General features: G+C 41.6%; 13 protein-coding genes. 4 read left to right on the plus strand and 9 right to left on the minus strand.

Annotated features, from left to right (window positions below; genetic code table 11):
• Positions 1-2 precede the first annotated feature (2 nt).
• A complete protein-coding gene (locus HMPREF9449_RS07530; RefSeq protein WP_009136659.1) occupies positions 3-791 on the plus strand; it encodes a TIGR02757 family protein in 789 nt (262 codons plus the stop codon).
• On the opposite strand, the gene HMPREF9449_RS07535 is transcribed toward HMPREF9449_RS07530, so the two are convergent.
• The 7 genes from HMPREF9449_RS07535 to HMPREF9449_RS07565 form a co-directional block, all read right to left on the minus strand.
• Positions 788-1489 (minus strand): tyrosine-protein phosphatase, encoded by a 702-nt coding sequence (locus HMPREF9449_RS07535; RefSeq protein WP_009136660.1) that lies wholly within the window; start codon positions 1487-1489, stop codon positions 788-790. The two genes, HMPREF9449_RS07530 and HMPREF9449_RS07535, sit on opposite strands and share 4 nt — an antisense overlap.
• Positions 1490-3856 (minus strand): GumC family protein, encoded by a 2367-nt coding sequence (locus HMPREF9449_RS07540; protein WP_009136661.1) that lies wholly within the window; start codon positions 3854-3856, stop codon positions 1490-1492.
• A gap of 75 nt (positions 3857-3931) precedes the next feature.
• Entirely contained in the window at positions 3932-4702 is a 771-nt protein-coding gene (locus HMPREF9449_RS07545; protein WP_009136662.1) for a polysaccharide biosynthesis/export family protein, read from the minus strand.
• Positions 4703-4941: 239 nt separating this feature from the next.
• Positions 4942-5538: a nitroreductase family protein gene (locus tag HMPREF9449_RS07550; RefSeq protein WP_009136663.1), complete on the minus strand. Its 597-nt coding sequence runs from the start codon at positions 5536-5538 to the stop codon at positions 4942-4944.
• Between the two features lie 49 nt (positions 5539-5587).
• Positions 5588-6082, minus strand: coding sequence for a shikimate kinase (locus HMPREF9449_RS07555; RefSeq protein ID WP_040611714.1), 495 nt, complete (start codon positions 6080-6082; stop codon positions 5588-5590).
• 69 nt (positions 6083-6151) lie between these two features.
• Positions 6152-8839 carry a DNA gyrase/topoisomerase IV subunit A gene (locus HMPREF9449_RS07560; RefSeq protein ID WP_009136665.1) on the minus strand — a complete coding sequence of 896 codons (2688 nt, stop codon included), beginning with the start codon at positions 8837-8839 and terminating at the stop codon, positions 6152-6154.
• A 69-nt stretch (positions 8840-8908) separates the two neighbouring features.
• Positions 8909-10744: a DNA topoisomerase IV subunit B gene (locus HMPREF9449_RS07565; protein WP_009136666.1), complete on the minus strand. Its 1836-nt coding sequence runs from the start codon at positions 10742-10744 to the stop codon at positions 8909-8911.
• A 362-nt stretch (positions 10745-11106) separates the two neighbouring features.
• On the opposite strand from HMPREF9449_RS07565, the gene HMPREF9449_RS07570 reads away from it, so the two are divergent.
• The 3 genes from HMPREF9449_RS07570 to HMPREF9449_RS07580 are packed head-to-tail and all read left to right on the plus strand — an operon-like array spanning position 11107 to position 15778.
• Positions 11107-13053 (plus strand): family 20 glycosylhydrolase, encoded by a 1947-nt coding sequence (locus HMPREF9449_RS07570; RefSeq protein ID WP_390621391.1) that lies wholly within the window; start codon positions 11107-11109, stop codon positions 13051-13053.
• A complete protein-coding gene (locus tag HMPREF9449_RS07575; RefSeq protein WP_009136668.1) occupies positions 13050-13718 on the plus strand; it encodes a GDSL-type esterase/lipase family protein in 669 nt (222 codons plus the stop codon). Before HMPREF9449_RS07570 ends, HMPREF9449_RS07575 begins: the two co-directional genes overlap by 4 nt.
• Positions 13715-15778 (plus strand): GDSL-type esterase/lipase family protein, encoded by a 2064-nt coding sequence (locus HMPREF9449_RS07580; RefSeq protein ID WP_009136669.1) that lies wholly within the window; start codon positions 13715-13717, stop codon positions 15776-15778. Before HMPREF9449_RS07575 ends, HMPREF9449_RS07580 begins: the two co-directional genes overlap by 4 nt.
• Positions 15779-15991: 213 nt before the next feature.
• On the opposite strand, the gene HMPREF9449_RS07585 is transcribed toward HMPREF9449_RS07580, so the two are convergent.
• Both HMPREF9449_RS07585 and HMPREF9449_RS07590 read right to left on the minus strand, forming a co-directional pair.
• On the minus strand, positions 15992-16591 hold the full coding sequence (locus HMPREF9449_RS07585) for a response regulator transcription factor (protein ID WP_009136670.1): 600 nt from the start codon (positions 16589-16591) through the stop codon (positions 15992-15994).
• Positions 16581-17282, minus strand: a complete 702-nt coding sequence (locus HMPREF9449_RS07590) for a hemerythrin domain-containing protein (RefSeq protein WP_009136671.1) — start codon at positions 17280-17282, stop codon at positions 16581-16583. Before HMPREF9449_RS07590 ends, HMPREF9449_RS07585 begins: the two co-directional genes overlap by 11 nt.
• Between the last annotated feature and the right edge of the window lie 199 nt (positions 17283-17481).

Here is a 17481-nt window from a genome sequence, read left to right on the forward strand (position 1 = left end):
ACATGGAAAAGGAAGAAATCAAAGAATTACTGGAGGATAAATACCGGGAATACTGTCGTTCTGATTTTTTTGTAATCACCGATCCCATTCAAATCCCCAAACTGTTTGAACAAAAAGAAGACATTGAAATATCCGGTTTTCTGGCGGCGTCTCTGGCTTGGGGACAACGTCCTACGATTATTCGCAAATGTAAAGAACTTATGCGTCTGATGGATTATGCACCCTACGACTTTATATTAAATGCCCAAGAAACAGATTTTGAACGTTTTACAAACTTCAAACACCGTACATTTAACGGCTATGACTGCTGTTATTTTTTACAGGCTTTAGCTCACATTTACCGGACCAAAGGAGGTTTGGAAAAAATCTTTACACAGGCTTACCAGCAACATCAGGATATGTTCCAGGTGTTGCGTTGTTGGTATAACGAATTTACAGCACTTCCAGCCGAAAAAAGAGTACTAAGGCATATTGCAAATGTGGAAAAAGGATCGGCAGCCAAAAGAGTAAACATGTTCCTTCGTTGGATGGTCCGCCGAGATGCCAGTGGCATCGATTTCGGATTGTGGAAATCGATCCCTCCCGCCGCCTTACTGATCCCTTTGGATCTACATACGGGAAATGTAAGCCGCAATTTGGGCCTGCTCCATCGCAAACAAAATGATGCCCAAGCTGTTGCAGAACTGACAGAGCGACTCCGGGAATTTGATCCCGTAGATCCCATCCGCTACGACTTCGCCCTATTCGGCTTAGGTGCTTTTGCCAAGTCAAAGGAAGAAAAGGAGTATTAACGATTCAGCAAGGGATAAGAGTTGAGCTTGTCTGCTGCCCGGCTATAAAGAAAATCTTCCAAAGCTTCTACATAATTCATACGGTGAGCATCACTTCCCACAAAGCTCACCATTCCCGACTTTAATAATTGCCAAGCGATCTTCTCTGTTTCTTTTCCATAAAATCCGGCCAAAGAAAGTAAATTCACTTGTAAAAGACAACCCTTTTTGACCAAATCCTGACATTTCTCCAGAAAATGATTGTAATAAAACTTATATCGCTCCGGATGGGCCAATACCGGGACATATCCTTTAGCGCGCAAGAGAAAAATCAAAGACTCTAAATGTATCGACTCCGCCAGAAAACTATTCTCAATCAAGATATATTGCTGATAAAAAGGCAACATCTTTCCTTCTTCCGCCAATTGGAAAACTTCCTCTCCTACCCGATACTCCGCTCCTGCTTCTATAGGCACCTCCGGACAAGCTTTTTTTAAAATTGCCAGAGTCGTTTGGATATCTTCTATACTATTGGGCATAGCCGGATAAGCAACATGAGGCGTCAATGAGAAATGTTCAATTCCTAATTTCCTCATTTTTTCCACCAATTTTACCGCTTCCTCCAAGGTCTTCACCCCATCGTCCAAACCCGGTAAAAGGTGCGCATGCATATCATGCCGATAAGAAAAATATTGTTTACGACTCCCAAACCATCCCATTTACTTCTCTTCTTTGTGTTTTTTGGAATGCTCATGCTTTTCTTCCGAATCATAGCCGTAGCCATAACCGTAACCGTAGCCATAACCATAGCCATAACCGTAGCCGTACTTCCCATGTACCATCTTCACTCCGTTCAAAACAATTCCCAAATTATTAATCCGCTTTTCCCGATCTAATTCAGCAACTAATTTTAAGGCTTTCTTATCCAATACATTTGCTCTGACCACGTATACACAAGCATCTGCATATTTACTCAACGTAAATCCATCCGCCAAAACTCCCAGCGGAGGAGTATCCAAAATAATATAAGAAAATTCAGCCTTCAATTTTGTCAATAATTGATGCATTCTTTCCCCAGATACCAATTCCGTCGGATTCGGGGGCACCGTACCGCCGAAGATGGCATATAGATTCTCATCGATCTGTTCTATCACCTTATTCACATCGTCTTCTATTCCGGCCAACCAGGCAGACAAACCTTTCCCCTGTGGTTTCCCAAAGAATTCATTCATTCGGGGATTTCGTAAATCGCATCCCAATACAACGATCTTTTTACCTGCTTTAGCATAAGCAGTAGCCAAATGCGAGGATACCAATGATTTCCCTTCTCCGGGGATAGTAGAAGAAACCATAATCACCGGACAGCCGTCCTTTCGGTTAATCATATAATTCAGATTTTCCCGGATCAGGTGCATGGACTCTTCCAAAGCAAAATTTCCTTTAAATATCTTGACTTTTTCAACCGGTAACTCGGGCAAACTTCCCAAAACCGGAATTTTTACGGCTTTCTCCACATCTTCCAGCCCCCTCACTTTGGAATTGACCATATCTTTCAGGAAAATAATACCGAATGGCACGGCACAACCGACGATCAATCCTACCAGTATAATCAGCATCTTCTTAGGAGATACCGGAGATTTACCGCTACGGGCATCTTCTATAATTTTAGCTGCCGGTACATACATCAGCTTTGCAATTTCCGCTTCTTCCCGTTTTTGCAAGAGGAATAAGAACAAATTTTCTTTCAATTCCTGTTGACGCGCAATAGCCCGGTATTGGCGCTCCTGGGTCGGTACGGAAGTCAACAACTTGTCTACAGACACATTTTCCTGACGCAAACTGTTGATTTTAATTTCCTGACTTTTTTCTACATTCCCGATAGCGATCTGAATATTATTCTTCAAAGCCTTCAACTGGTTACTCAAACTGATCAGTAAGGGGTTGCTTTCATTAGCCGTCATCAACAACTTATTTCTCCGCAACACCATTTCATTATACTGCGTAATACCACTTGCCAAAGTAACGTCTGTCAAACCCAGATTTTCCGGTAACAGGCGGAACTCGTCATTTCCTTTCTGTTCCAAAAAAGCCCGGATACTTTTTACAACAGCCAGTTCCGTCTCTAGTTTCAATAATTCCGCATCCGCAGCTTTTTTCCTCTCCATGACCATAGCTGCATCGGATGTAATATCCGTCAAGCGGTTCTCTTTTTTAAACCGTTCTGCATCGGTTTCAATACTCCCCAATTCCCGGTTGATAACACTCAATCGTTCGTTGATAAATTCGACGGTTTTGGTAGAAACCAACTGTTTATCGGTTACACCGTTATCATTATAAAGACGAATAAGAGCATTGATTAAATCTATCCCTCGGGCCGGAATGGCATCTTTTACTGAAATACTGACAGCATTCGTATTTTTTCCCAGTAAATTGACAGACAAATTAGCATGATAACGATCGGTTGCCGATTCGTAAGAACTCAATTGTACCAATAACTCATCATCCCGGAAAGCTGTATCGACTTTTTCTACGGAGATCTGATAGTCTCCCATCGGAATCGCCTGAGAATATTCGCCTTCATAAATCAGCACTCCTTCCCGATCTTTGATCACCACTTTACCACTTTTATAGGTAGTGATGATCATAGAAGTATCCTGAATATTCTCTGGATGATCAATTAAAATTTTAATCGGAGTAGAAGCATATAAATTGCGGTCTCGGGGAAAACCTTCTTTAATATAACTGATATTTAATTCCAAATCCTTTATCACTTCCCGCATCAGATTTTTGGACTGGAGTTCTACAATTTCATTTTCCACAAACATATCCCCTCCCTGTATAAATCCCAGTTCTTTCATCATCACATTCGTTCCCAGTTCTCCTTTTTTCGAATCACTGATCATCACCTTAGCTTCCACATTATAAATCGGAGTCTGGATCATATAAATATACACAGCTAATGCTATACAGACAGGCACTGCTATGGCAAACCAACGCCAATGAATCAATAATTTAAAAAATAATTCCCTGAAATCAATGCTTTCTTCTTCGTTCCGGGTTAATTGTTCCTGTTCATTTACGTTCATATCGTTATCCTGAAAAATGTAAATCTAACTATTCTAAAATTCTGTTTCTGCCTTCCGATCCGGCTATAAGGTTTTCTATTTCACAATAAGTGCGACAATAGCGACGATTGTCGATATACTGGACACCACATACGTCCAGAAAGTACCCATGTTTCCTCCCACAACTCTTCCTTTGTTAGGTTCTACATAGATGACATCATTTTGTTGCAGATAAAAGAAAGGTGAATCGACAAAATCGGAAGAAGTCAGATCAATGCGGGCAAACTGTTTTTCATTCCCTGATTCCCTGATCAGAAGTACATTTTTCCGTTTTCCGCTAATCTGTAAATCTCCTGCCATTCCCAAGGCATCTAACAAAGAGATACGTTCTGTCGTTACTTTATAACTTCCTGGATTCTTTACTTCTCCCAAAACGGTTACTTTAAAATTGAGAAATTGAATCGTGACAATCGGATTTTTCAAGTAAGTGGATAATTTCTCCTTTAATAATTCCGACAATTGATTCCGGGTAATTCCGTCTACTTTAATACGGCCTAGTACCGGAAAATCGATATATCCCTCTTTATCGACGATATATCCTTGCTGAGCCCCCTGCTGAGAATTCGTGATTTCCCGTCCCAAACCGATCATCGGACTGTTAAAAGGAGTCGCTGCTTCAAAATCGTCACAAGAAACGATAATAGAGAGCAAATCATCCGGATGTATCACGGTCTTATATTCAGACGCAGTCTTAATCCTTTCATTCACCTCTACATCTTGTAAATAAATAACTTTTTTGGAAGACACACAAGAAACCCCTAACAGGCTCAACAACAAGAGAATTACGATATTCCTATATTTTCCCATACGTTTAGTTTTAATGTCGTTTATAAAGTGCAGACTTTCTTCAAAAGCCTCAAAAATTACAGATAATAAAATGATACAGGCCTCTTTCCTCCCATCCCTTTGTTGTTGCCACAATAGAGCAGGCAAATATAATGATAAAAATAGGAAAACTAAAAAAATATTAATTATTTATCCTATCCCTTATCATTTTAGAAATTGCTATCTTTCGGATCTCAGGAATAACTTTTGCCTGCAAAGTCTCATTCCCATTGATTTTTATGGATTTTCATTTCGTCGTATTTTTCCTTAGGACTATGAGGAATGGCCGGATAACCGACAGGTACGACACATAAAGGAAGAATATGATCCGGCAGTCGGATTTCTCTCTTTACCACTGCCATGCGATCCTCATAGGGGTAAGCTGCCGTCCACACGGCCCCCAACTGCAATGCTTCAGCCGCCAGCAAAATATTTTCTGTTGCAGCAGAACAATCCAAATACCAATAAGAAGATTTAGTAGTATCCCCGCATACAACAATTGCCAAAGGGGCTTGTTTCAACATCTTAGCATAAGGTAAAGCTTCTGCCATGGCATCCAATAGGGAACGTTCTGTTACCACAACAAATTCCCAGGGACGCACATCCTTTCCGGTAGGCGCAGCCATACCGGCTTTTAATAATATCTGCACTTTCTCTTCTTCCACCGGCTTTTCCAAATATTTACGTACGCTCTTCCGTGACATAAGATTCTGAATCGCATCCTGAGTCGGGATATTCCCTTCCGTAGGACGACTATTACTACAAGATGTAACCATAATACTGACAATAAATACTATAATTAAAACAGAATTTTTCATTTATTTATACTTTATACCTTTTTACGGAGACTGAAGTTACATTCTCAAATCAAAATTCTCCTCCGCTCTGCCCCTCAAAAAGATTATTTTTTATTTCTTCTTTTGCCATTTTATAGTAAGGCAATCTCTGTTCCAGGTGTTTCCTTACAAAATCGTGGATTTCCTCATCCTTCAAACCACTTACAAGAGGACGTTTTTGTTTTCCCCGAATCAAACGAGCCGTCAAGATGCTGATATCAGTATTCAAAAAAATAGTATGTCCCTGCTGATTCATATATTCCATATTGCCGTTAAAACAAGGAGTGCCTCCTCCCGTAGAGAGTATAAAATCTTCATACAACTCACATACCTCCTGTAAATAGCGGGTTTCTAATTTACGAAATCCTCCCTCGCCTACCCGGGTGAAAATTTCTGCAATACTACATTTTTCCCGATCGATGATATAAGCATCCAGATCAATAAAACGCCTCCCCTGCTCCTTTGCCATAACACGTCCCTTACGAGATTTGCCGCAGGCCATATATCCGACTAAAAAAATTTTCATTCCAACACTGAATAACATTACAGTAATGAGGACGTAAAATCTCCCCTCTCCCCCTTACCTATCATCCTTTTAATCAAATTCCAATTTCATCTGTTCTTCCCCGTCTGCCAGCTCCGAGGGATTGGTCACTTCAAATTCCACCTCCGAATTAATTTCTTTTTCCTCTTCCAACACCAAAGGTTCAATTTCCCGGATTTTTTTTACTTCATAGGTAGTTAATCGCTTTCCCCGAGCCTTATAGGACTTCTCGGCGATAAACTCATCTGCCCGTATCACTTCAGCCGGACGATTTGCATATTTTCCGCCAAAGAGAATCTCAAACTGCGGATGTCTTTCGCAACTCAAGCCCACTAAACAGGAACCAGCCCCTTCTCCGATAAAAGACAATATCTTGGTCGTCTCTTCAAACCGAAAGCGCTTCAAATAATAATATTGTTGCTCGGCATCAAAAAAGACAGCCGACCAAACTTTCCGTTCGTCAAACTTTTCGATAATCAAATATTCCCCGTCGTAATGGTTGGTCAAATCAAAAGAAGAAGTATAATATGTCCCGTTTTTATTGACCACCAATATCCGTTCTTCTCCCTGGAATTCCCCCAGATATTTTCCTCTTTCGTCCGTATTTAAACGAAATACATCTTCATCAAACCAGATTTTCCGCCCTCCGAGAGTAGACACTCCTTTTTGGACAACGCTGATCTTATGCACATCGTTCTTCGATAGTAAATTTCCTTGAGAATCCCGGCCTTTTATGGCGAGATCTGCAAAATCGTACTCAAATACCAGCTTCTTGAGAGTAGGCTTCGGCTTCAAACAGACTTTTACCACTTCGGCTTCCCCGTTCGGATTGGCCGTAAAATAAAGTACCCTGGAACCTGAAGTCCCTTTTGTCAAATTGTATACTTTATCCCGGGTAACTCCCGTTACATTAAACCGTTTGACATAAGAACTTCCGTAACGGCCGTCCCGGTAAATAACGTTATAGATAGTACGCTTGTCGTTTTTCTTAAAAACATTTACATACAATACATCTTTCCCTACAAAGATTTTATCCGCCACCTTGCTCACATAATAACTCCCGTCTTTTTTAAAGACAATCACTTCGTCCATATCGGAACATTCACAGATAAATTCGTCTTTTTTCAAAGCTGTACCGATAAAGCCTTCCTCCCGGTTAATATATAGTTTCTCATTGGCAATAACGACCTTAGCAGCTTCTATATTCTCAAAATTCCGGATTTCCGTCTTCCGTTCCCTCCCTTTTCCGTATTTGGTCTTTATGCGCTTATAATAAGCAATCGTATAAGGAATAATATTTGCGATGTCGTGTTTTACCTGCTTAATCTCCTCTTCCAAACCCTTGATAAAACGCTCTGCTTCTTCGGAATTAAATTTAAGAATCCGTTTCATTTTTATCTCCAGCAAACGCTTGATATCTTCGTCCGTAACCTTCCGCCAAAGCTGAGGTAAAAACGGCTTTAATCTTTCGTGCACATGTGCCAGCACTTTTTGTAAATTCGGACTCTCTTCAAATTTTTTGTCTTTATAAATTCGTTCTTCGATAAAAATCCGTTCCAAAGAAGCAAAATGCCATTCTTCCGACAATTCCGACAAACGAATTTCCAATTCCAACTTCAACAGCGTCACCGTATCGTCTGCCGATTTCCTCAATATCTCGGGAATAGGCATAAAACAAGGTTTTTCATCCTCAATCACACAAGAATTCGGAGAAATGGACAACTCGCAATCTGTAAAAGCATATAAAGCATCTATCGTCTTATCAGAAGAGACTCCGGGTGCCAAATAAATCATAATCTCTACATTACGAGCAGTATTATCATCTATTTTTTTGATTTTAATTTTTCCTTTATCATTTGCTTTGATAATACTATCGATCAATGTAGAAGTGGTCCGTCCATACGGAATTTCCGTAATTTTCAGCACTTTATTATTGTTATCTTTTTCGATTTTGGCCCGGATTTTTACATTCCCTCCCCTTAGTCCATCGTTGTATTTACTGACATCGATCATTCCTCCGGTCGGAAAATCCGGATAAAGTACAAAATTTTCATTTTTTAAATGAGCAATACAAGCATCTACCAATTCATTGAAATTGTGAGGCAAAATCTTAGACGCCAAACCGACAGCAATTCCTTCCACTCCCTGTGCCAATAATAGAGGAAATTTCACCGGAAGAGTCACCGGTTCCCGGTTCCGGCCATCGTACGAAAGTTTCCAATTCGTGGTTTTCGGATTAAACACCACGTCCAAAGCGAATTTAGATAAACGGGCCTCAATGTAACGGGGAGCAGCAGCAGCATCCCCCGTCAGGATATTTCCCCAATTCCCCTGGCAATCAATCAGTAAATCCTTTTGTCCGAGTTGTACCAAAGCATCCCCGATAGAAGCATCCCCGTGCGGATGATATTTCATCGTATTCCCGATAATATTGGCCACTTTATTATAGCGGCCATCATCCATTTCCCGCATCGAATGCAAAATACGCCTTTGTACCGGTTTCAACCCGTCGTCCACATAGGGTACGGCACGTTCTAATATTACATAAGAGGCATAATCCAAAAACCACTTCTGATACATACCGGAAAGATGCTGTATCGACCGTATCTTCCCATTTTCTTCCGGTTTTTCGGATATTCCGTCATTTTCGGACCGATTTTCCTCTTCCTGTAAACCCTCTGTAGGTAACTTCTGTTCGTCTTTACTCTCTTCTTCCCCGATCAAATTCTCCTTATCCATATTCCCTTTATTTTCAATTTATCATTCCTCCCTAAAATTTATTTAAGCTGTATACTGAATGAGAAATCTTCACCTCAATTCATCTTTTTCTATATATAGGTTGTCGATGATAAAATCCTGTCGTTCAGGGGTATTTTTCCCCATATAATAACTCAACACATCTGCAATGGTATCGCCTTTGGTAATTCTCACCGGTTCCAAACGAATATCTTTCCCTATGAAATTCCGGAATTCGTTAGGAGAAATTTCCCCCAAACCTTTAAAACGGGTGATTTCCGGTTTCGGCCCTAATTTTTTTATAGCACTTTCCCGCTCAGCATCGGTATAACAATAAGAGGTTTCCTTTTTATTCCGTACCCGGAACAAAGGCGTCTGCAGAATATAAACGTGTCCGGAACGTACTAAATCCGGGAAAAATTGCAAGAAAAATGTCAGTAACAAAAGCCGTATATGCATACCGTCTACATCAGCATCTGTCGCAATGATCACATTATTATACCGCAAATCTTCCAATCCGTTTTCAATATTTAAAGCCGCCTGTAAAAGATTGAATTCTTCGTTTTCATAGACGACCTTTTTCGTCAATCCATAAGAATTCAGCGGTTTTCCCCTCAAACTAAACACGGCCTGAGTATTCACATCCCGTTCCTTTGTAATAGAACCGCTGGCAGAATCCCCTTCGGTAATAAAAATCGAAGATTCATTTTTCCGTTCGTGAGAGGAATTAAAATGCACCCGGCAATCCCTCAATTTCCGGTTGTGCAAGCTGACCTGTTTAGCTCTTTCCCTGGCAATTTTCTGTACCCCCGACATGGCTTTGCGCTCCTTTTCCGTCTCTACAATTTTCCGCAACAATAATTCGGCCGTATCCGGATTCCGGTGCAAATAATTATCCAGCTCCTTCGTTATAAAATCCATAACAAAATTCCGGACCGTAGGGCCTTCCGGAGCTATATCTTTCGACCCCAATTTTGTCTTTGTCTGTGATTCAAACACAGGCTCTTGCACTTTTATGCTGATCGCTCCGATAATAGAAGTCCGTATGTCTGAAATATCAAAATCTTTCTTATAAAAATCCCGTATAGTCTTTCCCAAAGCTTCCCGGAAAGCATTCAAATGCGTTCCCCCCTGTGTCGTATGCTGCCCATTGACAAAAGAATAATATTCCTCCCCATATTGCCGGCCATGCGTCATGGCCATCTCGATATCATTTCCTTTCAGATGAATAATCGGGTAAAGTCCTTCTCCATTCATGTTTTCCGTCAACAGATCATACAATCCCCGTTTGGAAAAAAACTTATGCCCGTTAAATACAATTACCAAACCCGTATTCAAAAACACATAATTTTTAACCATCGCCTCCAGATATTCAGCAATATAAGAATAATTCCCGAATATTTCCTTATCTGCCAAAAAAGTCACCCGTGTTCCATTCGGTTCCTGGGTCGGCTCTATTTCCCGCTCTTCTACAATTTTAGCCCGGTTGTAACGGACATATTTCGTCTCTCCCTCCCGGAAAGATTGTATTTCAAAACTTTCCGACAAAGCATTCACCGCTTTAATACCCACTCCGTTTAAGCCCACAGATTTCTTAAATGCTTCAGAATCATACTTTGCACCTGTATTCATCTTAGAAGAAGCATCCACTAATTTTCCCAAAGGTATACCCCGGCCAAAATCCCGTACCGTTACCTTACGGTCTTCCACCGTTATAACAATTTCCGAACCACATCCCATCGCAAACTCATCGATAGAATTGTCCACCACCTCTTTCACCAAAATATAAATACCGTCGTCCGGGGACGAACCGTCTCCTAATTTTCCTATATACATCCCGGGACGCAAACGGATATGTTCCTGCCAGTCGAGCGTCTTAATCGAATCCTCCGAATAGTTTCCTACCATTTTAAACAGTTTTGGGCAAAAGTAATGATTTTAGCTTAAAAAAAGAATCGGAAATCTGACAGAATTACCCCCAGATACTCAAAGAGATTTTAAAAATCATTAAAATAAATACGCCATTCAAACGTAATTTTTACTGAAAATCTTCAAATGTAAAAAACATTCGAAGATTGAAAGGTTTTCACTTTTAAACGTTTTCATCGCTACATTTTTGTACATTTAAACAAATTTTATACTATATTTGTTCCTCTAATGTGGAAGAATTATTCGAGTTCAGTTTTGTACCTATGAAGATACTTTTAATCTATCTTTCCAGTCTGTTTATAATCTTCCCTATACGTTTATTCGGCCAAGCTGAATTTCCCATGCTTTTACCCAAACCACAAATAATTACATTTCATTCGGACCATTTTTTTATCGGCAGCATCCGATTGGAAACTCCGGTATTAGAACGGGAATGTGAAATGCTTTTGAAAGAAGTCGGGGGAGTTTTGGACGCCCAGGCCGTTCCTGTAATTGAAATTCGTCTGATCAGCCACCTGGAGAAGGTAAAAAATAACCCGGAAGAAGCGTATCGTATTTCGGTTACTTCTCAAAAGATCCTTCTGGAAGCCTTGACAGAAACAGGAGTTTTCCGAGCCCTCCAAACCTTACGACAGTTAAAATCTCCCAAAGGCCCTTATTTTTATGGCTGCTTGGTTACCGACTGGCCGGCTTTCCGGATCCGGGGGTTTATGCACGACACCGGCCGCAGCTATCTTTCCTTTTCAGAACTAAAACGGGAAATAGCCCAGCTTTCCCGTTATAAAATCAATACTTTTCATTGGCACCTGACAGAAAATCAAGCGTGGAGGATAGAAAGTAAAATTTTTCCTCAACTCAACGACAGTGTAAATATGAGCCGCCTCCCAGGCCAGTATTATACCCAGGAAGAAGCCCGGGAACTGGTGCGTTTCTGCAAGCAGCATCATATACTTTTAATTCCTGAAATCGATATGCCGGGACACAGTGAAGCTTTTGTTCGCACTTTCGGTTGCGATATGCAAAGTCCGCAAGGCATGATGATCCTAAAACAATTACTGGATGAAATCTGTACCGTTTTCGACGTTCCTTATCTTCACATCGGTACAGACGAAGTCCGTTTTACCCATCCGGATTTTGTACCCGAAATGGTCAATTATGTCCGTTCAAAAGGGAAAAAAGTAATCTCCTGGAACCCTGGCTGGCCTTATCAGAAAGGCGAAATCGATATGACTCAATTGTGGAGTTATCGGGGAAAAGCCCAAACCGGTATTCCCGCCATTGATTCCCGTTTCCATTATCTGAACCATTATGATGTTTTCGGAGACTTAGTTGCACTCTACAACAGCCGGATATACAATTGCGAAACCGGAAACGAGGACATTGCCGGGGTGATTTTAGCCGTTTGGAACGACCGCTTGGTAGTACCCGAAAAAAATATTCTCCTGGAAAATAATTTTTATCCTTGCCTGTTAGCCATAGCCGAGCGAGCCTGGCTGGGAGGCGGAAGCGAATATTTCGACCAGAATGGTCCCCTTCTTCCTACGGAAGACGACTCTGTTTCCTGTGCTTTCGCCGACTTTGAAAAGCGGCTTCTCTGGCATAAGGAACATTATTTTCAACATTATCCATTTCCTTATGTCCGTCAAACCCAGGTGAAATGGAATATTACAGATGCCTTCCCCAACGCAGGAAATCTGGAAGCATCTTTTCCTCCGGAAAAAAAGCTACGCCAGACCTACTTTTATCAAAATCAATCTTATTCCGTACGAACAGCCAGAGGTGCCGGCATCTACCTCAGGCATGTGTGGGGAGATTTAATACCCGGCTTTATGAAAGAACCCCGGGAAAATCACACGGCTTACGCCTGGACGTGGGTATACTCTCCCCGGAAGCAGGAAACCGGTTTATGGGTAGAATTTCAAAATTACGGGCGTTCAGAAAAGGACCTTCCTCCTCCACAGGGAAAATGGGATTACCGGGGAAGCCGTATCTGGTTAAATGGAACCGAACTGCTCCCTCCCCGCTGGACCAATACCCATACCTCTCCTTCTACCGAAATAGCCCTGGGGAATGAAAACTGTACTGCCCGGCCTCCGCTTTTAGTACATTTAAAAAAAGGTTGGAACAAACTATTTCTAAAATTACCGATCGGAAAATTCTCAACGCCTGAAATCCGCCTTCAGAAATGGATGTTCACCGTAATTTTTGTAACCTCCGACGGACAAAAAGCGACCGAAAATTTGACCTATTCTCCTCATAAAATAAAACCTAAAAACAAGAGACAATGAAATATTTATTTTTTATAGTGATTTTTAGCTTTTTGTTTTTTACAACGACATTGGCACAGGAACGAAAACACTCTACCTTTTATGAACAAAGAGCCAGTTTATTTGAAGTTCTCCCGACCGATCCACAAGATATTATATTTTTAGGAAACAGTATCACCAACGGATGTGAATGGGGAGAATTGTTCCAGGACATTCGTATCAAAAACAGAGGTATTAGCGGAGATATAACCACAGGGGTGTACGATCGGCTGGATCCCATTCTAAAAGGCCGGCCGGCTAAGTTATTCTTACTTATCGGGATCAACGACCTAGCCAAAGGTATCCCGGCCGATACAATTGCACAAAATATCCGGAAGATTCTTCAAAAAATACGCCGGGATTCTCCCGCAACAAAACTCTACCTCCAAAGTGTACTCCCCGTAAATGACTGTTACGGAAAATTCAAAGACCATACCTCAAAAGGAAAGGCTGCTGAAGATCTCAACGCGTCCCTCCGTCTCATAGCCGAGGAAAATCAGGCCACTTATATCGATTTATGGTCTCATTTTGTCGATCCGGTTTCCGGAAAAATGAACCCGGTATATACCAACGACGGACTGCATCTTTTAGGGAAAGGCTATTTATTGTGGCGTGAAATTATATTACCTTATCTACAGGAAAAATGAAAGTATATTTATACCTCTGGATTACTTTACTCATTCCCGTCTTTGTTTCTGCAAAAGAAAAAATAAAAGTCGCCTGTGTAGGCAATAGTGTCACTTACGGTTATTTGTTACCCGAGCGGGAAAAAAATGCTTACCCCGTTCAGCTACAAAAATTGCTGGGAGAAAATTATATCGTTAAAAATTTCGGAAAAAGCGGGGCCACTCTCCTCAAAATGGGTCACCGGCCTTATACCGACCAGCCGGAATACCAGCAAGCCCTCGACTTTGCAGCAGAACGAGTAGTGATACACCTGGGATTAAACGATACCGACCCGAGAAACTGGCCTCATTACCGGGATAATTTTATAAAAGATTATACAGAGCTGATCGCCTCGTTTAAAGCGGCCAATCCCCAATGCAAAATCTGGATCTGCCGTTTAACTCCTATAGGCGACCGTCATCCCCGTTTCCGCTCAGGAACCCGTGATTGGCACGCTGAAATTCAAAAAGAAATCGAAAAAATAGCCGTCCATACAGAAGTGGGTCTGATCGACCTGGAAGAACCGCTCTACCACCGGCCCGATCTCTTTCCGGACGCTCTGCATCCGGATCCGGAAGGGGCCACCCTTTTAGCGCAAACGGTATATTCAGCCCTGACGGGAGATTACGGAGGACTTCAACTGCCCCTCCTCTATTCCGACAATATGATATTACAACGGAATAAGCCTTTACTCCTCTCTGGGAAAGCCGATAAAGGAGAAAAAATCCGGGTAAAAATCGCCGGGCAACAACAAACGACTTGCTCTGGAGAGAACGGGAAATGGGAAGTGACTTTTCCGCCATTCGAAGCCGGGGGACCTTATACCCTGGAAATCCGGACGTCCCGGCAAAAACAAATCTATCACAATGTCTGGATAGGGGAGGTATGGGTATGTTCAGGCCAATCCAACATGGCTTTTCCCTTAAAACAGTGTGCAACAGCACAGTCAGCATTCCGTCAGGCCCGGCAACCGCAAATCCGGCTCTTCCATATGCAACCTTACGAGGAAACCAATGCCGTGGAATGGCGGCCTTCTTTTCTGGATTCCCTCAACAGATTGCAGTATTATCGTACCACAGGCTGGACGGAAACAGATACCGCCATAATCGGCGATTTTTCTGCCATTGCCTACTACTTCGGAAAAATGCTAAACGACAGCTTAAATGTACCTGTCGGACTCATTCTAAACGCAGTCGGCGGGTCTCCCTGCGAATCTTGGATAGACCGGCGAACGCTGGAATATGATCTTCCCGACATTCTACAGGACTGGAAGCACAATGACATGATTCAGGACTGGGTACGCCAACGGGCCGGACAGAATATCCGGCAAGCAAACCGGAAGGAGCAGCGCCATCCCTATGAACCCTGCTATCTCTTTGAGGCCGGTATACTTCCCCTGGAACACTATCCGATCGCCGGAATCATTTGGTATCAAGGCGAATCAAATGCCCATCATACGGAACTTGCAGAACAACTATTCCCGATGCTGGTAAACAGCTGGCGGCACTATTGGCAATCTCCCCGTCTTCCCTTCTATTATGTACAACTGTCCAGTCTTAACAGACCTTCCTGGCCCCGATTCCGGGACAGCCAGCGACGTATGCTTCAAACAATTCCCTATACAGGCATGGCAGTCTCTTCCGACCGGGGAGACTCTCTGGACGTACATCCGCGCTATAAAAAAGAAATAGGGGAACGTCTGGGACGCTGGGCCCTGGCCAATAACTATGGTAAATCCATTACCCCTTCCGGTCCTTTATTCCGGTCTGTCCGTTTTCACAACAAGCAGGCCATATTGGAATTTGATTACGGTCACCATTTAAAGACCTCCGACGGACAAGCTCTCCGCTGTTTCGAAATAGCCGGTCCGGACGGATTATTTTATCCGGCCAAAGCCTTTATTGAAGATGACAGGGTTATCGTTACCTCTCCCAAGGTGACGGCTCCTTGTGTTGTCAGATATGCTTGGCAACCTTTTACCCGTGCCAATCTTGTCAACGGAGATAATCTGCCGGCTTCGACATTCCGTACGGATCTATAAAACAGAAAGACAGAAAAATAAAAACGGTTGATTCTCCCAAAAACCTTCGTCAGTTTTAGTGTATTCACCCGGCTAAAATCCGATTTACTCCTATAAATAAGCATTGATTCCCTCAAAAAATTCCATTTTTCCCCTTATCTAGGGACTGGGGAATCCGTATCCACAAGCAAAAAACAATTTACAAACAAACAGAATATAAAAACGAAACAGCTTTTACTCTACGTCGTTTATGTCCAATAAATTATTGAGTATAGCAAAAACGGTTAAACCGGCGACCGACTTAATCCCGGTCTTCCGGCTAATATTTTTTCGATGAGAAATAACAGTATGAATGGAAATATGGTGCTGTTCGGCGATTTCCTTATTTATCATTCCTTTCGCCACACTGACTAATATTTCTTTCTCCCGCTCCGACAATTCATTCCCTTCCGGTACATCCTGCCGGGGAGTTACCGTTTCCATAACTTGCAATAACTTTCGGACGATCTTCGCCCGTTCGTCTTCTATATCGATAACAGCCCGGTAATGTCTCAGCGTTTCCGGTTCCACATACTGATAAACCAGTGCAACAAGCGGTACATTTCCTAAAAACAAATCTTCAACGCAATGTCTGTATTTAAAATCTACAATCAAAGGATTCAAAATAATTAAATCCGGTCGTAAATCATTGATATGCTCTGTAGAATGACAGCAATCGGCAAAAACGGCAACCACCTCCAATTCTCTTTCCCCTTTGATCAATTCCTGTATACCAGCCGTTATGATAGCAGAAGGCTCAATGAGGACAATCCGATAATGTTTTCTACTTACCATAATTCTGTTCTAATTTCTGAACCAACGGAATCAAGACTTTATCTTCAATAAATGTATGTTTTCTCAAATCTTCCTCCAAGGAAAAAATATTGAATAAAATAGCAGTACGTTCTTTTTGTGAGGAATCAGCCGGCCAATATTTAATAAAAATGTTTTTCAGGTCGCTGAGCTTATCATCGATATTACTGTGATTCTGCTCAAATATCTCAATTTCATATCCAGTCGCCTTTTTACCTACCCCGATACTTTGAATATAAGGAAATACCGTTTTCTCTTCATATTCAAAATGATTAATTACCTCGTTCTTATATTCTTCAAAAAAACGATTCAGTATTTTTTGATGGGCCAGATCAGAATTCGCCGACATTATTTTTAACTGATCCTGTATACGCTGAATCCGATCGTCCAGATAATAAGAATGGGAATGCCGCAAATAAGCAAGCAACTGATCGATTTCAGTCTGGTCGATTTCCTCCTTCCGGGGAGAATAATTCTCAAAAGCATAGATATTACAGATCATGATAAACAATTGGGAAGAGACCCCCACACGGGCACAACATTCCTCGGCCGTCTGATCCCTGAATCCTAAATTCAAACCGAAACGCGGTAGTAATAAAAGTAACTTATAATCCAAATGAATTAAATCGGCCAACTTCATACCGGAAGTAAAAAAGGAAGAGTTCTTTGTCATTTCTTTTTTATTGCAAATATCGGGAATAATATAATTCTTGTCAAACTTACTCCTGATTACTGTGTTAATAAACTTTACAAAAGTAAGAGACAAAAGAATGGATTACAATCCCCAAAAATGGTGAATTTTGACAAATATTAAAATCGGTTACGGGTAAGTATAAAAAATAGGAAAGAATAAATATCGGAAAATGCGTAAA

It is taken from the genome of Odoribacter laneus YIT 12061, from assembly GCF_000243215.1.
Lineage (GTDB): Bacteria > Bacteroidota > Bacteroidia > Bacteroidales > Marinifilaceae > Culturomica > Culturomica lanea.

Coding starts and splice junctions, on each gene's coding strand:
- HMPREF9449_RS07530 (WP_009136659.1), top strand. CDS start 3: ATGGAAAAGGAAGAAATCAAAGAATTACTGGAGGATAAATACCGGGAA.
- HMPREF9449_RS07535 (WP_009136660.1), bottom strand. CDS start 1,489: ATGGGATGGTTTGGGAGTCGTAAACAATATTTTTCTTATCGGCATGAT.
- HMPREF9449_RS07540 (WP_009136661.1), bottom strand. CDS start 3,856: ATGAACGTAAATGAACAGGAACAATTAACCCGGAACGAAGAAGAAAGC.
- HMPREF9449_RS07545 (WP_009136662.1), bottom strand. CDS start 4,702: ATGGGAAAATATAGGAATATCGTAATTCTCTTGTTGTTGAGCCTGTTA.
- HMPREF9449_RS07550 (WP_009136663.1), bottom strand. CDS start 5,538: ATGAAAAATTCTGTTTTAATTATAGTATTTATTGTCAGTATTATGGTT.
- HMPREF9449_RS07555 (WP_040611714.1), bottom strand. CDS start 6,082: ATGAAAATTTTTTTAGTCGGATATATGGCCTGCGGCAAATCTCGTAAG.
- HMPREF9449_RS07560 (WP_009136665.1), bottom strand. CDS start 8,839: ATGGATAAGGAGAATTTGATCGGGGAAGAAGAGAGTAAAGACGAACAG.
- HMPREF9449_RS07565 (WP_009136666.1), bottom strand. CDS start 10,744: ATGGTAGGAAACTATTCGGAGGATTCGATTAAGACGCTCGACTGGCAG.
- HMPREF9449_RS07570 (WP_390621391.1), top strand. CDS start 11,107: ATGCTTTTACCCAAACCACAAATAATTACATTTCATTCGGACCATTTT.
- HMPREF9449_RS07575 (WP_009136668.1), top strand. CDS start 13,050: ATGAAATATTTATTTTTTATAGTGATTTTTAGCTTTTTGTTTTTTACA.
- HMPREF9449_RS07580 (WP_009136669.1), top strand. CDS start 13,715: ATGAAAGTATATTTATACCTCTGGATTACTTTACTCATTCCCGTCTTT.
- HMPREF9449_RS07585 (WP_009136670.1), bottom strand. CDS start 16,591: ATGGTAAGTAGAAAACATTATCGGATTGTCCTCATTGAGCCTTCTGCT.
- HMPREF9449_RS07590 (WP_009136671.1), bottom strand. CDS start 17,282: ATGACAAAGAACTCTTCCTTTTTTACTTCCGGTATGAAGTTGGCCGAT.